Origin of the sequence: Variovorax saccharolyticus, assembly GCF_030316765.1 — a bacterium.
GTDB lineage: Bacteria > Pseudomonadota > Gammaproteobacteria > Burkholderiales > Burkholderiaceae_C > Variovorax > Variovorax saccharolyticus.
The window spans coordinates 56,103-73,925 of record NZ_JASZYT010000007.1; the positions used below are offsets into that span (position 1 = coordinate 56,103).

Annotated in this window: 13 protein-coding genes; 2 read left to right on the forward strand and 11 right to left on the reverse strand. The window is 70.2% G+C overall.

Features of this window, described 5'->3' with window-relative positions; all coding sequences use genetic code 11:
- Positions 1-11: 11 nt before the first annotated feature.
- From QTI45_RS20940 to QTI45_RS20950, 3 genes are all read right to left on the reverse strand, one after another.
- The gene (locus tag QTI45_RS20940) at positions 12-1,883 is read right to left on the reverse strand and encodes a GMC family oxidoreductase (protein ID WP_286655766.1); all 1,872 of its coding nucleotides are present in this window, start codon (positions 1,881-1,883) and stop codon (positions 12-14) included.
- Between the two features lie 22 nt (positions 1,884-1,905).
- Positions 1,906-4,431 (reverse strand): hypothetical protein, encoded by a 2,526-nt coding sequence (locus QTI45_RS20945; protein WP_286655767.1) that lies wholly within the window; start codon positions 4,429-4,431, stop codon positions 1,906-1,908.
- A 107-nt stretch (positions 4,432-4,538) separates the two neighbouring features.
- A complete protein-coding gene (locus QTI45_RS20950; protein ID WP_286655768.1) occupies positions 4,539-6,143 on the reverse strand; it encodes an MFS transporter in 1,605 nt (534 codons plus the stop codon).
- A gap of 44 nt (positions 6,144-6,187) precedes the next feature.
- Between QTI45_RS20950 and QTI45_RS20955 the strand changes: the two genes are divergently transcribed.
- Both QTI45_RS20955 and QTI45_RS20960 read left to right on the forward strand, forming a co-directional pair.
- Positions 6,188-7,618: an aminotransferase-like domain-containing protein gene (locus tag QTI45_RS20955; RefSeq protein WP_286655769.1), complete on the forward strand. Its 1,431-nt coding sequence runs from the start codon at positions 6,188-6,190 to the stop codon at positions 7,616-7,618.
- Positions 7,619-7,681: 63 nt separating this feature from the next.
- Positions 7,682-9,136, forward strand: a complete 1,455-nt coding sequence (locus QTI45_RS20960) for an alpha/beta hydrolase (RefSeq protein WP_286655770.1) — start codon at positions 7,682-7,684, stop codon at positions 9,134-9,136.
- 40 nt (positions 9,137-9,176) lie between these two features.
- Here QTI45_RS20960 and QTI45_RS20965 read toward each other — a convergent pair whose 3' ends face one another.
- The 8 genes from QTI45_RS20965 to QTI45_RS21000 all read right to left on the reverse strand — a co-directional run bounded on the left by QTI45_RS20965 (position 9,177) and on the right by QTI45_RS21000 (position 17,806).
- Positions 9,177-10,889 carry a hypothetical protein gene (locus QTI45_RS20965; RefSeq protein ID WP_286655771.1) on the reverse strand — a complete coding sequence of 571 codons (1,713 nt, stop codon included), beginning with the start codon at positions 10,887-10,889 and terminating at the stop codon, positions 9,177-9,179.
- A gap of 80 nt (positions 10,890-10,969) precedes the next feature.
- Positions 10,970-12,433 (reverse strand): MFS transporter, encoded by a 1,464-nt coding sequence (locus QTI45_RS20970; RefSeq protein ID WP_444813300.1) that lies wholly within the window; start codon positions 12,431-12,433, stop codon positions 10,970-10,972.
- On the reverse strand, positions 12,399-13,604 hold the full coding sequence (locus QTI45_RS20975) for a multidrug effflux MFS transporter (RefSeq protein WP_286367891.1): 1,206 nt from the start codon (positions 13,602-13,604) through the stop codon (positions 12,399-12,401). Before QTI45_RS20975 ends, QTI45_RS20970 begins: the two co-directional genes overlap by 35 nt.
- 65 nt (positions 13,605-13,669) lie before the next feature.
- Entirely contained in the window at positions 13,670-14,215 is a 546-nt protein-coding gene (locus QTI45_RS20980) for a methylated-DNA--[protein]-cysteine S-methyltransferase (RefSeq protein WP_286655772.1), read from the reverse strand.
- A 15-nt stretch (positions 14,216-14,230) separates the two neighbouring features.
- Positions 14,231-14,863, reverse strand: a complete 633-nt coding sequence (locus QTI45_RS20985; protein WP_286655773.1) for a PqiC family protein — start codon at positions 14,861-14,863, stop codon at positions 14,231-14,233.
- On the reverse strand, positions 14,860-16,497 hold the full coding sequence (locus QTI45_RS20990; RefSeq protein ID WP_286367894.1) for a PqiB family protein: 1,638 nt from the start codon (positions 16,495-16,497) through the stop codon (positions 14,860-14,862). The genes QTI45_RS20985 and QTI45_RS20990 overlap by 4 nt, the downstream gene beginning before the upstream one ends.
- On the reverse strand, positions 16,494-17,186 hold the full coding sequence (locus QTI45_RS20995; protein WP_286367895.1) for a paraquat-inducible protein A: 693 nt from the start codon (positions 17,184-17,186) through the stop codon (positions 16,494-16,496). The genes QTI45_RS20990 and QTI45_RS20995 overlap by 4 nt, the downstream gene beginning before the upstream one ends.
- Positions 17,183-17,806, reverse strand: coding sequence for a paraquat-inducible protein A (locus QTI45_RS21000; protein ID WP_286367896.1), 624 nt, complete (start codon positions 17,804-17,806; stop codon positions 17,183-17,185). The genes QTI45_RS20995 and QTI45_RS21000 overlap by 4 nt, the downstream gene beginning before the upstream one ends.
- Positions 17,807-17,823: the final 17 nt, after the last annotated feature.

Here is a 17,823-nt window from a genome sequence, read left to right on the forward strand (position 1 = left end):
GGAGGGCTGCGTCAACTTGCCGAAAGAGGTGTGCGCCGCGCCTCGTCGAGCAACGCATCGGCCGCTTTCTCCGCGATCATGTAGATCGCCGCGGCGACGAAGAAGCCCGGGATCTGCGGGAACACCGAAGCGTCCACCACGCGCAGCCGCTTGACGCCGTGCACCGCGAAGGCGCTGTCGAGCACGCCGCCCTGGTCCGGCGCGCCGATCGCGCACGAGCACGAGGCGTGGTGCCCCCAGGCGGTATCGCGCACGTAGCCGGCCAGGGCTTCGTCGCCGTCGATCGACGGACCCGGGGCGATCTCCTCGGCGATCCATCCGCTCGCGAGCAGCGGCGCCGTCATGCGCCGCACGAAGCGGATGGCCTCCACCACCGCCTTCAGGTCCTCGCCGGCGGCATCGCTGCCCTCCTCGAAGTAGTGGAAGTTCACCAGCGGCATGTCGCGCGGATCGGCCGAGCGCAGCCGCACGGTGCCGGCGCGGTTGCGCGTGTGGGCCTTGAGCACGGCCCAGGTCAGCTGGTCGGGCTGGTCGCGGATCCAGCTCGAGAAGCCGCTGAAGTAGCCCTCGAAGCGGGCCAGCAGTGCCATGCAGAAAAGATCGGGCTCCTCGTGCGGCGCCGCCGCGGCGCTCGAACGCCGGATCACACCCAGCGCCGCGCCATTGGACGCATACATGCCGCTGCGGCGGCGCTGCCAGCGGCGCCACAGCGGGTCGTCGCGCGCAAAGCGCGCGCCCTCCAGCACCTCCCACGGCGCCCGCATGCGGTGCGTGACCGCGATCTCGTAGCGATCCTGCAGATTGCTTCCGACACCCGGCAGATCGAGGCGCACCGGAATGCCGTGCGCCTGCAGCTCGGCCGCCGGCCCGATGCCCGACAGCATCAGCAGCTGCGGCGTGTTGAAGGCCCCGCCGCACAGGATCACCTCGCGCCGTGCGCGCACCTCGTGCCCGGTTCCCGGCGCAGCGCTCGGCGCCGCGTGCGCGCGGTAGAGCCGCGCACCCTTCAGGTACGCGACGCCGCAGGCCCCGCCATCGGCATCGAAGAGCACGCGCGTGGCCAGCGCATCGAGTTCGATGTGCAGCCGCTCGGGGTGGCGCGCCGCCAGTTCCAGCAGCCGCTCGCGCACGCCGCGGCGGCGATGGCCCGAGGTGGCCAGCGGCGTGTAGCAGATGCCTTCGAAGCTGCCGGGCCGCCAGCGCCGCGCGTTCGGATCACCCAGGCCGCCGCGCAGCCAGCGCAGCGTGCTGAGCAGCGGGGTCGGCAGGCTGCGGGTGAAGCTGCTCGCGGTGTCGCGCAGCACCCGCACCAGGCCGTCGTCGCCCAGCACCGACAAGGGAATCGATTTCTCGGTCTGCAGCCAGCCGCGCCAGCCGTGGCCGGTCGGGTCGAGGCCGATGTGCCGCAGCGCGCGCCAGAGCGGCCGGTGCCGGCAGTCCTCGATGCGGTGGGCGTAGCGGCGCATCGAAGTCGCGTGCCATGACGGGTCGCCCGTGAGTTTCGCGATGCGATCCCAGTCCGAAGGGTGCGGCAGCATGAAGATCATCGCGTTGTGCGAGGTGCAGCCGCCGAGTCCGGCGGCGCGCGGATAGAGCACGCCCTGCCCCTCCCGGTGTTTCCAGTCCCTGGCCTGCTGCGTCTCGCCGGCGTAGTGGCGAACCCGGAAGTCCCAGCGCAGCGCGGGGTTCTCGCATGCGAAGGCATGGAAGGCCGGCACGTCGTAGTCGTCCGGCAGGCGCTCGTCGCCGCTGCGCGGATCGCCGCCCGCATCGAGCAGGAAGACCCGCATGCCCGACTCCGCCAGCCTCGCCGCCAGGGTGCCGCCGCCCGCTCCCGAACCGACGATCACATAGTCCCAGTCGGTCGCGTCGGCTCCGGGCATGCGCGGCGTTTCGATGTAGCGGTCAGAAGGTCTTCAGGAAGGCGATCAGCGCCCGCTTGTCGTCGTCGCTCAGTTCGGGCTCGCGGCCGAAGGCCTTCTCGTCGGCGCTCAGCCCATCCTGCCGGTTGAACTCGGCGGTGCCGAAATAGTGGCCGCGGTTGACCACGAAATCGCGGCACTTGCTGAGTTCGAGCATCGGCTCGCGCAAGCTCGAGAAGTGCTTGCGAAGCTCCTCGTCGGTGGCGCCGGCCGGCGCGCTCGCGAGCGCCAGCTTGAGCTTGACCAGCAGCGCCCCGGCATCCTTCACATGGACGGCCTTGTCGCCGAGGCCGTCGCTTTCGGCGCGCAGCTTGAGATTGGCCAGCAGGTTCACCGGCACGCCGGCGGGGATCGGGCCGATCACGATGTCGCCGTCCTGCTGCACCAGCCAGGGCAGCCAGCGCTGCAGCGCACCCTGCAGCGGCTGCAGCGCCTCGGGCGCATAGCCGGTCGGGATCGTCACCACGCTGCGCTCGGTGGTGCGGTCGATGGTGCCGCCGACCTTGGCGCCCAGCACCGCGTCGGGCGTGCGCTTCTCGGGCCAGAGCATCTGCTCGATCGACTGGTCGAAGACCTTCATCCGACCTTCGACCGAGGGGTCTCCGTTGGCATCGCCGACCGTGTTGTTGAGCAGGAAGGGCGCGGTCGACCAGACGCTGATCAAGGACGGCACGCGGGTATAGCCGCGTCCGCCCGCCGGCATCGCGTAGGGCTTGCCCTCGCCCGTGAAGGGATCGGCGAGCGTCACGGTGCCGACCGACGGCAGGTTCTTGTAGGTCTGCGACGAGAAGTTGTCCCAGATGTTGCCCTCGAGCGCGTTGGTCGCCAGCGGGCTGCAGGCGTTGGTGCGCAGCAGCGTGACCGGGATCCGCGCCTCGGTCGACAGGTAGTTGCTCTTCAGGAAGTCCGGCGCCTGCACGATCTTGCGCATCTGCGCCTTGTAGTCCGCGGTCTGGGTCCAGCCCCAGTAGCGCTTGAAGCAGTCGACGTAGCCCGGGCCGGCGCAGCGCGCCGGATTGAGCTCTAGCGCGGCCGGCAGCGGCGGCGCCTTGCTCGAATGGCAGCGCGCGCAGGTATCGGCGAAGGCCAGCTTGCCGCGTTCCAGCGTCGCGGCATCCGCGCCCAGGTGCTTGTCGCCGCCGGGCGCGTCCTTCAGCAGGTCGGGCTGCGCCGCCTTGAGGAAGAACAGCGCCGTGTTCGGCGTGCCGGCCTCCGTCGCCTGCCAGTAGCTCGAGTTCTTCTGCGCCGTCGCGATCTTGATCGGCGTGATGGTCTTGCCGCCGATCACCGGATTGAAGTGCAGCAGCCACTCTTCGCTGAACAGGCCGATGTTGAGATACACGCGGTTCAAGGCGCCCAGCAGCCCGACCGAATCGGCGCCGTCCTTGAGCACGTGCGGCGTGTAGACCACCGAGTCGGCCTTCGAGAAGAACTCGGTCAGCGGCCCGCTGGTGATGAAGTCGTTGAATTGCTTGTTGTCGAGTTCGCCGCCCGCGAGCTTTTCGCGGCCGATGCGACGGGCCATCTCGAGCCGCGACGGGAAGTCGTAGACCGCATTCATGGTGCGCGGGTTGTTGATGCCGTCGGTCGAGACCAGCGAGGTGTCCATCGCGCCCGGCCGGTAGGTGTGGGCCAGCTGGAACATGTAGTTGGTCCGGCCCTCGGGCTTGTTGGCGTTGTAGATGAAGAGCCGGTCGACCCACATGTACTGCGCGCCCACCGAGGAACTGAGGTTCTCGAACTTCGGGTTGTTCGGATCGGCCGGCGGCTTCACCGGGCTCGGCCCGATGTGGCAGAAGCCGCAGGACATGCCGACCCGGTAGGGGCGCACCAGGTCCTTGCGGTTGTAGTAGCTCGGATCGGTGTAGTACTTCTCGGCGTCCCAGGCCTTGGCCGCCTTCTCGTCGAAGGCCGGATTCGGAAACAGGCGCAGGCCCGCGATGCCGGTGCCCCAGCCGTAGAACGAGCCCACCGGCTGGGTCGTGCCGTCGCCCAGCGCCTTGCCGCGCGAGCCGATCGCGACGCCCGGGTACTTGCTCTCGTTCTCGAACGGATCGGGCGCACAGTCCTTGCTGCGGACATCGAGCCAGAGGCCGCGGCGCTCCTTGTCGGGCCCGGTGGCGTTGCCGAAGCAGGGTTCGTTGACGAGACCGAAGTACGACCAGCGATTGGTGCGCGAATAGCCCAGGCTCGGATGCGAGCTGATCACCTTCAGCAGGTCGAAGGCTCCGAAGGTGTAGTCGGACATCTGGGTCCAGAAGCGGTCGTTGCCGCCGCTCCAGACCAGCCACATGTTGCGGCCCTTGATCTCTTCCGGCGACAGCGCGACGCCGTTGTCCATGTCCTTGAAGTAGTCCTCGCCGGCATGCGGGAACGAGGCGGCATCGCGGCCGGCGATCTTCGCCTCGTCCTGCACCTCGCCGGGCTGCGGGCCCTTCGAGCAGGCCGCGAGCAGCAGGCCGGCGAGCAGCGGCAACCATCGAGCGCCGCGGCGAATACCCTGGTTCATTGCCATTCCTCCTGCGGCTAGGGCCTGATCACCCTGCTTCCGGGGTCGCGAAGGTGTGCCAGGACGGGCCATCGAGTGCGCAGTTTGGAGGGGGGCCCCTGCATTGCCTATCGGCCATGCGACGTATGGCGATCGTTGGCCCTGGCGCGGCCGATCAGCAGCCACGCACTCAGCGCGCTCAGCAATGCGAGGCCGGCGCACAGGAGCATCACCTTGCGGAAGCCGCTGACGAAGGCCGCGTCGATGGCATGCCGCAGCGCCGCGGCGGCCGCCGCATCGACGCCCGCCGGCAACGCAGCGCCGGCCAGCCGGCTGCGCTGCTCCTGCAGGAAGGCGACGCTCTCGGGCGCCGCGCCGATCTCGCGCAGGCCGAGTTCCAGCCGGGCATCGAAGGCCGCGGCCATGACGACGCCGAAGACCGCGATGGCCAGCACCGCGGCCGCGCGCGACACGGCGTTGTTGACGCCCGAGGCGATGCCCGCGAGATCCGGGCCGACCGCGTTCATCACGGTGGTCGTGAGCGGCGCGACGGTCACCGTCATGCCGAAGCCGAGCACCACCACCGCCGGGAAGAAGGAGGTCCAATAGCCGGCGCCGACGCCGGGCAGCGCGAACAGCGCGAAGCCGGCGGCGGCGATGCCCGGACCGACCACCAGCGGAAGCCGGGGACCGAAGCGATCGACCAGTTGCCCGGCCCATCCCGACAGCGCGAACATGATGAGGATGAACGGCAGCAAGGCGGCACCCGCGGCGGTGGCCGAGTAGCCCTGCACCTGGATCAGGTTGAGCGGAAAGAAGAACAGGCCGCCGCCGAGCGCCGCATAGAGCAGCAGCGTCAGCAGGTTGGCGCCGCCGAAATTGCCGATGCGCAGCAGCGACAGCGGCAGCATCGGCGAGCGCACCCGCAGTTCGACCGCGACGAAGCCGACGCTCGCCGCGATGCCGCCCAGCCAGGCGGCCCGCACGGCCGGTGCCTGCCAGCCCTGCGTCGGCGCCTCGATGAACGCATACACGATGCCGCCGAGCGCCAGCGTGGCGAGCGCCGCGCCCCAGAGATCGAGCCGCTCCCCCGTGGCTGCACCGCCGCGGCTCTCGGGCACGTGGCGCCAGCAGATCCACAGCACCACGGCGGCCATCGGCAGATTGACCAGGAAGGCCCAGATCCACGAGTAGTGATCGACCAGGAAGCCGCCCAGCACCGGCCCGATGGCAGCCGTGATGCCGCTCGCGCCCGACCAGGTGCCGATCGCGCGGCCCCGCTCCTTCTCGGGATAGGCGGCGCTGATGAGCGCCAGGCTGCCCGGTACCAGCAGCGCGGCGCCGACGCCCTGCACCGCGCGCGCCAGGATCAACTGCTGCACATCGCCGGCCAGCGCGCAGGCCGCCGAGGCCAGCGCGAACAGCGCGACCCCGAGCGCGAAGATCCGCCGGCGCCCGAAGTGGTCGCCGAGCGAGCCCCCGACCAGCAGCAGCGCCGCCAGGAACAGCGCATAGGACTCCACCACCCACTGCGCCTGGAAGGCGCTCGCCTGCAGGTCGGCCTGGATCGCCGGCAGCGCGACATTGACCACGGTGCCGTCGATGAAGGCCATGCTCGAACCGACGATCGCCGCGGCGAGCACCCAGGGCCTGGAGCCCGGCGGGCAGTCCGCGGCGTCGCAACCGTGGCGGATCAGGCTGTCGTCGCCCGGTGGTTTGCCGATCTGGGGCATGCGGCAGTATGCGGCCGCCGGCGGTGCCGGACAATCGCGGCTTCATGACACGTTACGAAGCCCTGGCCTCCGAGATCGCCGAATCGATACGCACCGGCGTGCTGCATCCCGGCGACCGCCTGCCGTCGGTGCGCCAGGCACGCGCCAGCCGCGGCGTCAGCCCGTCGACCGTGTTCCAGGCCTACTACCTGCTCGAGGCCCAGGGCCTGATCCGGGCCCGCGAACGCTCCGGCTACTACGTCGCCGAAGGCGCCCGCCATTTGCCCCCCGAGCCCGAGGCCGCCTCCCAGCCCGAGAACGACGCGGTGCCGCTCGACGTCAGCGAGCACGTGTTCGAGATCCTCGAATCGACCATGGTGCGCGACGTGGTGCCGCTGGGCTCGGCCTTCCCGAGCCCGCTGCTGTTCCCGCTCGAGCGCCTGGGCCGCATCATGGCCTCGAGCGTGCAGAACCTCGACCCCTGGAGCACGGTGGACGACCTGACGCCCGGCAACGCGCGCCTGCGCCGGCAGATCGCCCTGCGCTACCTGGCCGACGGCATGCAGGTCCACACCGACGAGATCGTCATCACCAACGGCGCACTGGAGGCGCTGAACCTGTGCCTGGCCAGCGTCACGCGGCCGGGCGATGCGGTACTGATCGAATCCCCCACCTTCTATGCCGCTCTGCAGGCGCTGGAGCGGCTGGGCCTGGAGGCGATCGAGGTGCCGACCCATCCGCGCGAAGGCATGGCGCTCGACGCACTCGAGCGCGCCATCGAGCGCCATCGGCCCAAGGCCTGCTGGCTGATGACCAACTTCCAGAACCCGCTCGGCAGCCTGATGCCCGAGACCCGGAAGAAGGCGCTGGTCGAACTGCTGGCGCGCCACGAGATTCCCCTGATCGAGGACGACGTCTACGGCGAGCTGTATTTCGGCGACAAGCGGCCGCTGCCGGCCAAGGCCTTCGACACCCAGGGTCTGGTGATGCACTGCGCCTCGTTCTCCAAGTGCCTGGCGCCGGGCTATCGCATCGGCTGGGCCGCGCCCGGACGCTTCACGCGCGCGGTGGCACGCGCCAAGCTCACGACCACGCTGGGCGCTTCTGCCCCGACGCAGAACGGACTCGCGACCTATCTCGAGAAGGGCGGCTTCGACAAGCATCTGCGGCGGCTCAGGCGCACGCTGGCGGAGCAGCAGACACGGCTCGCGCAGGCGATCGGGGAGCACTTCCCCGCGGGCACCCGCGCCACGCGGCCGGCCGGCGGCTACTTCCTGTGGGTGGAGATGCCCAGGGAGATCGATGCGCTGGAACTGCATCGGCAGGCGCTCGCGCAAGGCATCAGCATGGCGCCGGGGCCGATCTTCTCGGCCCAGCGCGGCTTCGCGAACTGCCTGCGCCTCAACTACGGCCACCCTTGGGATGCGCGCACCGAGCAGGCGGTCGCGACGCTCGGGCGGCTCGCCCACGGCCTCGGGCAGCGATCGGCCGCGTGATAGATTGCACGCCAGTTGGTTTACCGGGCCCGCGTGCTCGAACAAGAACGGAAAAGGATAGCAATGGGACCCTGGCTGGCCAGGATGCTGAAGCGCACCGCGCTGTTGCTGGGCATCGTCTTCGTCACCCTGATCGCGGTGCGCACCTACGACGTGCAGCGCGGCCCCGCGCTCGAGCCGTGGCACACCCACGTGCCCAAGGAGCTGTCCGGCGACGAGATCCGCAAGGCCGACTGGCCGACCTGGCTGGCGGCCGAGAACGCCGCCTTCGACGAGGTCCGCCGCGAGGTCACCGAGAAACTCCCGCCTGAACTGAAGAACCCGTCGAACCGCTATTTCGACGGCAGTCCGATCTATCCGGGCCACTTCCGGCAAGACTGGAACCGCTCCTACACGCTCGACCCGCAAGGCCCGCCCAAGGGCGCGGTGGTGCTGCTGCACGGCCTGACCGACTCCCCCTACAGCCTGCGCCATGTCGCGACGCTCTACCGCGATCGCGGCTTCTCGGTGGTCGCGATCCGGATGCCGGGCCACGGCACCGTGCCCGCCGGCCTGACCCATGTGCAGTGGGAAGACTGGTCCGCCGCGACGCAGCTCGCAGTGCGCGAGGCCCGGCGCCGCGTGCCGGCGCCGCTGCCGCTGCACGTCGTCGGCTTCTCCAACGGCGGTGCGCTCGCCACCAAGTACGCGCTCGACGCGATCGACGATCCGAAGCTCGCGCGGCCCGATCGCCTGATCCTGATCGCGCCGATGATCGGCATCACGGAACTCTCGCGCTTCGCCGGCGTGTTCGGCTGGCCGGCGATCTTCCCGGCCTTCGCCAAGGCGGCCTGGCTCGGCATCGTGCCGGAGTTCAACCCCTTCAAGTACAACTCGTTCCCGGTCAACGGGGCGCGCCAGTCGTCCCTGCTCACGCGCGACCTGCAGGCCCACGTGGCGCGCGAAGAGCGCGATGGCCGGCTCTCGCAGCTGCCGCCCATCCTGACCTTCCAGTCGCTGATCGACTTCACGGTCAGCACGCGCGCGATCGTCACCGCCCTCTATGCGCGCCTGCCGGCCAACGGCAGCGAGCTGGTGCTCTTCGATCTCAACCGCAGCGTCAAGTTCGGGCCGCTGCTGCGCTCCGGCAGCGACCTGCGGCCCGAGCGGGTGTTCCCGCCGGCGCCGCGCAACTTCCGCACCACGCTGGTGACCAACGTCGACACCCACAGCCGCCAGGTCGTGGCGCAGATCACCGAGGCCGGCAGCACCCAAGTGGACACCAAGGAGATCGGGCTCGAGTTCCCGCTCGAGGTGTTCTCGCTGTCGCATCTGGCGCTGCCCTTCCCGATCACCGATCCGCTGTACGGCATCCGGCCGGACGACAGCGACGACTTCGGCGTCAACCTCGGCGCGCTGGCGGTGCGCGGCGAGCGCGGCGGCCTGATCGTGAGCCTCGATTCGCTCACGCGGCTGTCCTCGAATCCGTTCTACGACTTCATGGCCGAACGCATCGCGGCGGTGATCCCGGCGCGTTGAGCGGGTCGGGCGCATCAGCACCCGCGCCGCGCCATGCCGCTCAGGCGTGAATCCAGAACGCGCTTTCCGCGAACTCCTCGCCGTTCCACCAGCCGGGCTTGCCGGTGCCCCGGCCGAAGTTGCGCGCGCCGGCCTGGCTCTGAAGCGGCGCGATGACCTCGCCGGCGGCGTTGCGTCGCGCGCTCGCGCCCTCGGTCTCGGGGATCACGGCGACGATGTGGCCCGATCGGCCATCTTCTTTTCTTCGCGCCACGATCAATCCGACGGCGCCCTGGTTCGCAGCCTGCTGCAGCCCGGTCAGCGTCCCGGTCTGGCGCCAGCCGAAGCCCGCGCCGAAATCGCGCAGCCAGCGGAACAGGTCGTTGGCACGCATCTCGACCAGGGTGTTGCCGATCAGCGGTGCGACCTGCGCGCCGCCGGCCATCGAGACGATGGCCGGCGTGCTCCACCAGACCCGCGGCAGGTAGACGCCCGCGAGATGGCAGTAGTCGTGGCTGTAGATGTTGCAGAAGGTCAGGCCGGCGCGCGGCTGGTAGCGCTTGTGGCTGGGCTTGTCCACCGCCAGCCAGTCGACGATGGCGCCGAGTTCGGCCCGCAGCGCCTCGGCCGTGGTGCCCTGCCGGCCCGGCTGGCCCGCCTCGTTGAGCGAATGGGCGTTGGCCAGGTCGCGCCGCCGCGTCACGCTGCCCGGTGAACGCGGCATGCTCGCCGCCGGCGGCGTGAAGCCCGGCACCGGCGCCGCGCGCGCCCCCCGGGGCAGCGCCGCGCGCCGCGGCACCGGTGCCGGTGCCAGGAACTTCATCGACGCGAAGCCATGCAGCAAGGCGCCGAAGAGCTCGGTCTCCACCTCCATGAAGCCCTTGACCGCGGTGCCCGTGACCGCGCGCACCCCATGCCCGGCCGGCAGGTTCGCGACCACGTTGGCCTGGGGCGGCGAACTGATGAGCGGCGCGCTGCGCAGGCGCAGCATGCCATCGGTCGTCGTCACCACCAGCGCCTGGCCCCGGGCGCTCGGCGGCGTCGGCGGCGGGACGATCGCAACGCCCGGCGGCGGCTCGGCCAGCGTGTTCGTGTCACCCGGCAGCGCGACGGTGCGGGACAGCCGGATGAAGTCGAACAGCAGTTCGCCGTAGAAGCTGGTGCCGTTGAAATGGCCTTGCTTGAGACCCTTGGCCGGCTTGAAGCCGCCGGTGTTGTACGCGATGCCGACGGCAGCCAGTTCGAGATCGCTGAGCGCTGTGCGATTCTGAAAGCCCAGCTTGCGCAGCGCGTTGCGCAGTTCGTCCAGGCACTGGCCCAGCGTCTCCTCGAACTGCTCGTAGCGCCGTTCGAGGAAGTAGTCGGGATCGGAGACGAAGAACTGGAGGTCGCGCTGGAACATGCCGTAGCCGTGGCAGAACTTGTCGGGCCGCGCCGCCACGGCCGCGTAGCCCGGCACCTTGGCCGCCATGTCGACCAGCGCCTGGTGCGCGATCGCGAACATCTGGTCGCCGCGCGGGCGCGACAGCAGCTCGGCCTTGGTCCGCGGGAAGGCGCGGCGCCCCTTGTCGGCGTCCAGCGTGTCGCCCACGCACAGCGCGAGGATGCGCGGCGTCGGGATGTTCTTGCGGCGCAGCACCGGCCAGATGTGGCCGGTCTCCTGGCAGGCGATGGCGGCGATCATGTCCACCGTCAGCGCTGTGCCGGCCAGCAGCGGAGCAATCCTCGACTGGAATTCGGTCTTGAACCACAGGATGTCCGAACGATCAGGCATGGGGCCCCCTTGGCTGCGCAGGGCCTGACGATAGGAGCCGGCTCCGCGGCCGGCAATCGGCCGTCGGAGATAGGACGGCTTCAGCCGTGCCGTGCGATCGGCTGCCGGGTGCGCAAGCTGCTGCAGACCGCGGCCACCGCGGCGCAGCAGGCAGCCAGCCCGAGAGCGATCACCTGGCCACGGCCGTCGTGCGGGCTCCAGAAGCTGAAGATGCCGGCCAGCATCACGGCGCCCAGCGTCTGCCCGGTCAGCCGCGCCGTGCCCAGCATGCCGCTCGCGGCGCCGCTGCGCTGCGGCGGCGGCGTGGTCACGATGGTGTGGTTGTTGGGCGACTGGAACAAGCCGAAGCCCAAGCCGCACAGCACCATGCGCCAGACGATGTCGGCGTTGCCCGGATGGGCCGGAAGCGCGGCCAGCAGCGCCAGGCCGGTGGCCAGCAGTGCCAGCCCGATGCCGCCGAGCAAGCCGTCCGGATATCGGCCGATCAGCCGACCGGCGATCGGTGCCATCACCACGATCGCCAGCGGCCAGGCGGTGATCAGCAGCCCGGCCTCGAAGTGCGAGCGGCCATAGGTGTCGAGCAGCAGGAAGGGCAGCGCGATGAAGGACAGCATCTGGGCGCAGAAGGCGCCGACCGATGTCCCCATCGAGAGCGCGAACACGGGGATGCGCAACAGGTCGACCGGGAACAGCGGCACCGCCTGGGCGGCCTGCCGCCGCAGGTAGAAGAAGCCGACCGCGATGCCCGCCAGCAGCAGCCCCCAGGCCATCGGCCCGGCGCCCTGCCCGGCTTCGCCGCGCACGCCCAGCCGGTCGGCGCCGATGAAGATCAACGCGAACATCGCGATGTTGAGCGCCACATCGAGCAGCGAGAAACGCAGTCCGGATGATTTCGCTTCGTTGGCCGGCAGCGCGCGCAAGCCGAGCACCAGCACCAGGGCCCCCAGCGGGACGTTGAGCGCGAACAGCCAGGGCCAGGAGGCCACCGAGAGGATTCCGGCCGCCACGGAGGGGCCCGCCACCGAGGCGGTGGCGACCACCATCGAGTTGATCGCCATGCCGCGCCCGAGCTGCGACGACGGATAGATCAGCCGGACCAGCGCCGCATTGACGCTCATGATGCCGGCGGCGCCGAGCCCCTGCAGCGCGCGGCCCGCGATCAGCATGCCGAGCGAGTTCGACAGGGTGGCGATCAGAGAAGCGGCCGCGAACAGCGCCATGCCGGTCAGGTAGACGCGCCGGTAGCCGATGCGATCCCCCAGCGACGCCAGTGGCAGCAGCATCACCAGCGTGGCGATCTGGTAGGCGTTGACGACCCAGATGGCATGCGCCGGATCGGCCTGCAGTTCGCGCGCGATGCCCGGCAGCGCGAGGTTCACGATGGTGCCGTCGAGCACCGCCACCGCGATGCCGAGGATCACCACCACCATCGCCTGCCGGCGCTGCGGCTGCGGCAGCCCGTCGGCGACGATGGCTGCGGCCGCAGGCGCGGGAATCGCCGACACCGCGTCAGCCCGCCTGGCAGGCGGCCTGGCGCCGGCCATCGAGCGTGAGCCAGGTCAGCACGACCGCGATCAGGGCGCCGCCGGCCATGCCGGTCACCATCGGCAGCGGCCGGCCGTCGGTGAACAGGCCGACCACCGCCATCACCACCGCGCCGGTCAGCATCTGCAAGGTGCCGAGCAGCGCCGAGGCGGTGCCGGCGATGGCGCCGTGCTTCTCGAGCGCCAGCACCGAGGTGGTCGGGATCACCAGGCCCATGAGGCCGCTGGCGATGAAGTACAGCACGATCAGCACTGCCAGCCGGTCGCCGCCGCTGGCGAAGTAGGCGAACATCGCGAGCATCACCGCGCCGCAGGCGCAGACGCTGGTCTTGACCACGCGCTCGATGCCGAAGCGCTCGCACAGCGGGCCGTTGAGCTGCGCGGCGGCGAAGAAGGCCGCAGCGTTGACGCCGAAGGCGATGCTGTACATCACCGGCGACAGGCCGTAGTGGTCGATCATCACGAAGGAGGAGTTCGCGAGGTAGGTGAAGAAGCCGGCCATCGCGAAGGCGCCGATGAAGACCAGCCCGAGGTAGTGCGTGTCGCGCAGCAGCACGCCGTAGGCCGCGAGCGCGCTGCCCAGGCTGCTCTCGACGCGCTGCTCGGGCGGACGGGTCTCCTTGAGCACCGAGGCGATGGTCGCCAGCCCGATCGCGGCGGCCAGCGTCACGGCCCAGAACACGCCGCGCCAGCCGGTGAAGGCGATCACCGCGCTGCCGGCCAGCGGCGCCAGGATCGGCGACACGCTGAAGACCAGCATCAGCAGCGACATCAGGCGCGCGGCGTCGTTGCCCGTGTGCAGGTCGCGCACCACGGCGCGCGGGATCGCCATGCCCGCCGCGGCGCCGAGCCCCTGGACGAAGCGCAGGGCGATCAGCATCTCGATGCTGGTGGCCAGCGCGCAGCCGATGCTGGCCAGCGCGAACAGGCCGAGGCCGAAGTACAGCGGTGGCTTGCGCCCCACCATGTCCGACACCGGACCGTAGAGCAGTTGCCCGACGCCGAGCGAAATGAAGAAGGCCGTGAGGCTCATCTGCACCGGTCCGATGCCGGCCTGCAGGCTGCTGCCGATCTCGGGCAGGGCCGGAAGATACATGTCGATCGCGAACGGGCCGATGGCCGACAACAGGCCCAGCACGAGCGCGATCTTGAAGAAGCGCGAAGAAGTCATGGCCCGATTGTCGCCAAGGCGGCGATGAACCGTCCGGAGCGCGATCGGACGAGCTGTGCTAGGCCTCAGAAAAGATCAGCGCTCTCGCTTGCCGGCCGCGCCCCTTCGATCGCCAGCAGCCGCAGCTTCGAGGCCGCTCCGCCGTGCGCAGAGAAGCCGCCCCACTTGCCGCCCGCGCCCAGCACGCGATGGCAGGGCACCACCGGGGCGAAGGGATTGAGGCCCAGCGCCTGCCCCACCGCGCGCGCCAGGCCCTTGTCGCCAAGCTCGGCCGCGATCTCGCCGTAGCTGCGGGTCTGGCCTGGCGGGATGCGGCGCGCGATCGCGTAGACGCGCTGGTGGAACTCGCTGACGCCTTCCATGTCGAGCTCGATCTCCGCCAGGTCGAGCGCCTCGCCGGCCAGCAGCGCGCGGATGCCCGCGACCGCCGGCCCGACCTCCGCCGGCGCCTCGGCTGCTTCGACCCAACCGGGGAAACGCCGCCGCATGCGCTCGCGCGTCGCGCCCTCCCCGCCCTCGGGCAACTGCACGCCGACGATGCCGCGCGGACCCCAGGCGATGCCGCAGGCGCCGATCGGCGTTTCGAAGAGCGCGAAGCCGCCGGGGCCCATCTCAGGCTCGCTGCATCAGGCGGCGCAGGACGCCACCGGCTGGCCCTGCAGCGCAGGGACGCTGGCCGCGATCGCATCGGCCAGGCGCGAAGCCACCCGCTGGCTGCCCTGCGCCAACGCCTCGATACCGCCGCCCACGGGTTCCGTCAACACGATCCGGCAACCGACCGACGGACCTTCGTCGGTTCGCCGCAGGGTCCAGCTGAAGGCGGCGTCGACCCGGCTGCCCTCGATGGCGTCGAACTGCCCCATCTGCACGCCGATGCGGACCGCCGGCTGGCCACGCTGGCGGCCGGTGCGCGTCAGGTCGACGGCGCCCAGGCGCACCGCGACCGCGCTGCCCAGCGCGTCGCGCAGCTCGCTTTCGAAGGACGAAGACCAGCGATGCTGCTCGAGGATCTCGACCTGCGGACCGGCCGCCGAACCCTTCTGCCGCACCACCAGCTGCGGCCGCACGAAGCGCTCGGGCATCGCGATCGGCGCGAGCTCGATGTAGAGCGGCGCAGCCGCGGCGGACGGCGCGCGCGGCACCGGCGCGCTGGTCTCCGCCAGGCTGTAGAACTGCGTGCGCGTGCTGCCGCATCCCGCCACCGCCAGCAGCGCCGCCGCCAGGAGCCATGCGCCCGGGCGCAACTTCGTCGTTCTCATTTCTGCTTGTCCTCCGGCTTGCCGCGGATCAGGGATTCGGGATGGCGCTCCAGGTAGTCGGTCAGCACGCGCAGCGAACCCGCGGCGCGCGTGACCTCCTGCAGCGTCTGGCGCAGGTCCTGCTGCAGCGGCGAGTCGTCGGCGATGGTCTTCTCGGCCGAGTTCAGCGTCCGCCGCACGTCCTTCATGGCCGCCGCCATCTCGGGCGTGACGTCGTTCTGGATGCTCTTGACCAGCTGCTCGCTGGTGGCCAGCGTCTTGTTGAGCGAAGCCAGTGCGCGGCGCAGGTCGGCGCTGATCTCCTCGAACGGCACCTTGTTGATCTTGCGCGCGATGTCCGACACCTGCGACTGCAGCTCGTCCAGGCTGTTGGGCGCGGTCGGCAGTTCGAGCGGCGTGCGTTCGATGTCGAGGACGACCGGCTTGGCATCGGGGAAGAAGTCGATCGCCACATAGACCTGGCCGGTGAGCAGGTTGCCGGTGCGCAACTGCGCGCGCAGCCCCTTGCCGACCAGGAAGCGCCAGCGTTCGAGCTGCGACAACTGCCCTTCGCGGGTCCGGTCGGAACCCTGGCGCCGCAGGCGGTCCGGGTAGATCTGCACCACCACCGGCATCTTGAACTCGCGCTCGGCGCGATCGAACTCGACCCCGATCGACTTGACCTCGCCGATCACGACGCCGCGGAAATCGACCGGCGCCCCGGGCGACAAGCCGCGCAGCGACTGGTTGAAGTACAGCAGCATGGTGCGCGACGGGCCGTCCGGCTCCTTCATGGCGGCGGTCTCGTCGGTCGCCAGCGCGAAGGCGGTGTTCTCCTGCGCCACCGGACCGTTCAGGTCATCGGGCGACTGGAAGGCGATCCCGCCCAGCAGCACCGTGACCAGCGACTGGGTGCGCACCTTGAGGCCGCTGGCATTGAGGTCGACATCGAAGCCGCTGGCGTGCCAGAAGCGCGTGTTGATGCCGACGAACTTGTCGTAGGGCGCATTCACGAAGACCCGCAGCGTCACGCCGCGGCCGTCGCCGTCGAGTTCGTAGGCCGCCACCTGGCCGACCTTGACGCGCCTGAAGTACACCGGCGAACCGATGTCGAGCGAGCCGATGTCGCGTGCCTTGAGCAGGAACTGCCGGCCCGAAGCGTCTCGCGTGACGATCGGCGGCGTCTCCAGGCCGGTGAACTCTCCCGCGGTCTCTTCGGAAGTCCCGGCATCGGCGCCGATGTAGGCGCCCGACAGCAAGGTGCCGAGGCCCGAGATGCCCGAGGTGTCGAGCCGCGGCCGCACCACCCAGAAGCGGGTGTCCTGCGCGGTGAAGGCGCTGGCTTCCTTCTTGAGCTGCACGAGCACCCGCACATGCGAGCGGTCGGAGGCCAGGCGGATGCTCTGCACGGTGCCGATCTGCACGTCCTTGTACTTGACGGCGGTCTTGTTGGCCTCCAGCCCTTCGGCGGTCTTGAAGGTCAGCACGATCTCGGGGCCGCGGTCCATCAGGATGCGCGCGACCAGGAAGACGCCGACCAGCGCAGCCACGATCGGGATCAGCCAGATCAGCGAAGGCAGCCAGTTGCGGCGCCTGACGACCTTCGGCGCGGCCCGCGGCGGCTGGGGCTCGGGTCGGATGGCTTCGTCATTCATATCGGTTCATTGTCCATTTTCAGTTCTTGCGGGCCGGCGTCGGCCTCGGTGTCCCAGGTCAGGCGCGGATCGAAGCTCAGCGAGGCCAGCATGGTCAGCACCACCACGGCCCCGAAGGCCGCGATGCCGACCCCGGCCGTGATCTCGGCGAAGCCGTGGATGCGCACCAGGCCAGCCAGCAATGCGACCACGAAGACGTCGAGCATCGACCAGCGGCCGATCACCTCCAGCATGCGGTAGAGCTTGGCCCGCTCCAGCTGCCGCCAGCTGCTGCGGCGCTGCGCCGTGATGGTGAGCAGGATCAGCGCGCTGAGCTTGAACAGCGGCACCAGGAAACTGGCGATGAAGATCAGCGCCGCCAGCCCATAGGCGCCGGAGACCCAGAAGTAGATGACGCCGCTCAGGATCGTGTCCTGCTGGGTGCCCAGCAGGCTCTTGGTGATCATCACCGGCAGCATGTTGGCCGGCAGGTAGAGGATCGCGGCGGCGATCAGGTAGGCCCAGGTGCGCTTGATGCTGTCGGGCTTGCGCGTGTGCAGGTGCGTGCCGCAGCGGGCACAGGGCTCGCCGTCGACGGCGCCTCGCCAGGTGGTGCCGCAATGGTGGCAGGCCATGAGGCCCTGCGCCCCGGCGGTTTCGGTCGGCAGCGCTTCGCTCGCTGCTTCGGGGCGGCCCGGCGCTGCGCTCATTCCTGCTGCCCCGGCCGCGGCTCGAAGGCCATTTCCCAGAAGGTCCGGGGGTTGAAGGAGAGCACTGCCGTCAGCAGCACCGTGAGCCCCATGAAGGCCCAGAGCGCCGGTCCGGCGATGACCTGGGCCATGCTGCTGAGCTTGATGATCGCCACCAGCACACCGAGCAGGAAGACCTCGATCATGCCCCAGGGCCGCAGCGCCACGAGGGCGTTGACCAGCACGTCGAAGCCGGCCGGCCGGCGCTCGTAGCGCATCGGCACCAGCAGGTAGAACAGGATGCACAGCTGCAGCAGCGGGAACAGCAGCGTGGTCGCCAGCACCAGCAGCGCCACCGGCGACATGCCCTCGGTGCTGAGCGCCACCACCGCGCCGACCAGCGTGGTCTCGCTGCTGAGACCCTGCAGCTCGATCTCGACGATCGGGAACAGGTTGGCGATCGCGAACAGGATCAGGCAGGCCACGGTCAGCGGCAGCGCCCGGGCGTTCTGATCACCGGCGTGGCGGTCGAGCTCGGTGCTGCAGCGCGGACAGTGCGACACCTCGCGACGGCGCAGCCGCACGCGGCGGTAAACAGCGTCGCAGCCTTCACAGACGATGGCGTCGGGGACTTCTTTCATGCGTTGAAGCGGCGATT

Coding starts and splice junctions, on each gene's coding strand:
- QTI45_RS20940 (WP_286655766.1), bottom strand. CDS start 1,883: ATGCCCGGAGCCGACGCGACCGACTGGGACTATGTGATCGTCGGTTCG.
- QTI45_RS20945 (WP_286655767.1), bottom strand. CDS start 4,431: ATGAACCAGGGTATTCGCCGCGGCGCTCGATGGTTGCCGCTGCTCGCC.
- QTI45_RS20950 (WP_286655768.1), bottom strand. CDS start 6,143: ATGCCCCAGATCGGCAAACCACCGGGCGACGACAGCCTGATCCGCCAC.
- QTI45_RS20955 (WP_286655769.1), top strand. CDS start 6,188: ATGACACGTTACGAAGCCCTGGCCTCCGAGATCGCCGAATCGATACGC.
- QTI45_RS20960 (WP_286655770.1), top strand. CDS start 7,682: ATGGGACCCTGGCTGGCCAGGATGCTGAAGCGCACCGCGCTGTTGCTG.
- QTI45_RS20965 (WP_286655771.1), bottom strand. CDS start 10,889: ATGCCTGATCGTTCGGACATCCTGTGGTTCAAGACCGAATTCCAGTCG.
- QTI45_RS20970 (WP_444813300.1), bottom strand. CDS start 12,433: ATGGCCGGCGCCAGGCCGCCTGCCAGGCGGGCTGACGCGGTGTCGGCG.
- QTI45_RS20975 (WP_286367891.1), bottom strand. CDS start 13,604: ATGACTTCTTCGCGCTTCTTCAAGATCGCGCTCGTGCTGGGCCTGTTG.
- QTI45_RS20980 (WP_286655772.1), bottom strand. CDS start 14,215: ATGGGCCCCGGCGGCTTCGCGCTCTTCGAAACGCCGATCGGCGCCTGC.
- QTI45_RS20985 (WP_286655773.1), bottom strand. CDS start 14,863: ATGAGAACGACGAAGTTGCGCCCGGGCGCATGGCTCCTGGCGGCGGCG.
- QTI45_RS20990 (WP_286367894.1), bottom strand. CDS start 16,497: ATGAATGACGAAGCCATCCGACCCGAGCCCCAGCCGCCGCGGGCCGCG.
- QTI45_RS20995 (WP_286367895.1), bottom strand. CDS start 17,186: ATGAGCGCAGCGCCGGGCCGCCCCGAAGCAGCGAGCGAAGCGCTGCCG.
- QTI45_RS21000 (WP_286367896.1), bottom strand. CDS start 17,806: ATGAAAGAAGTCCCCGACGCCATCGTCTGTGAAGGCTGCGACGCTGTT.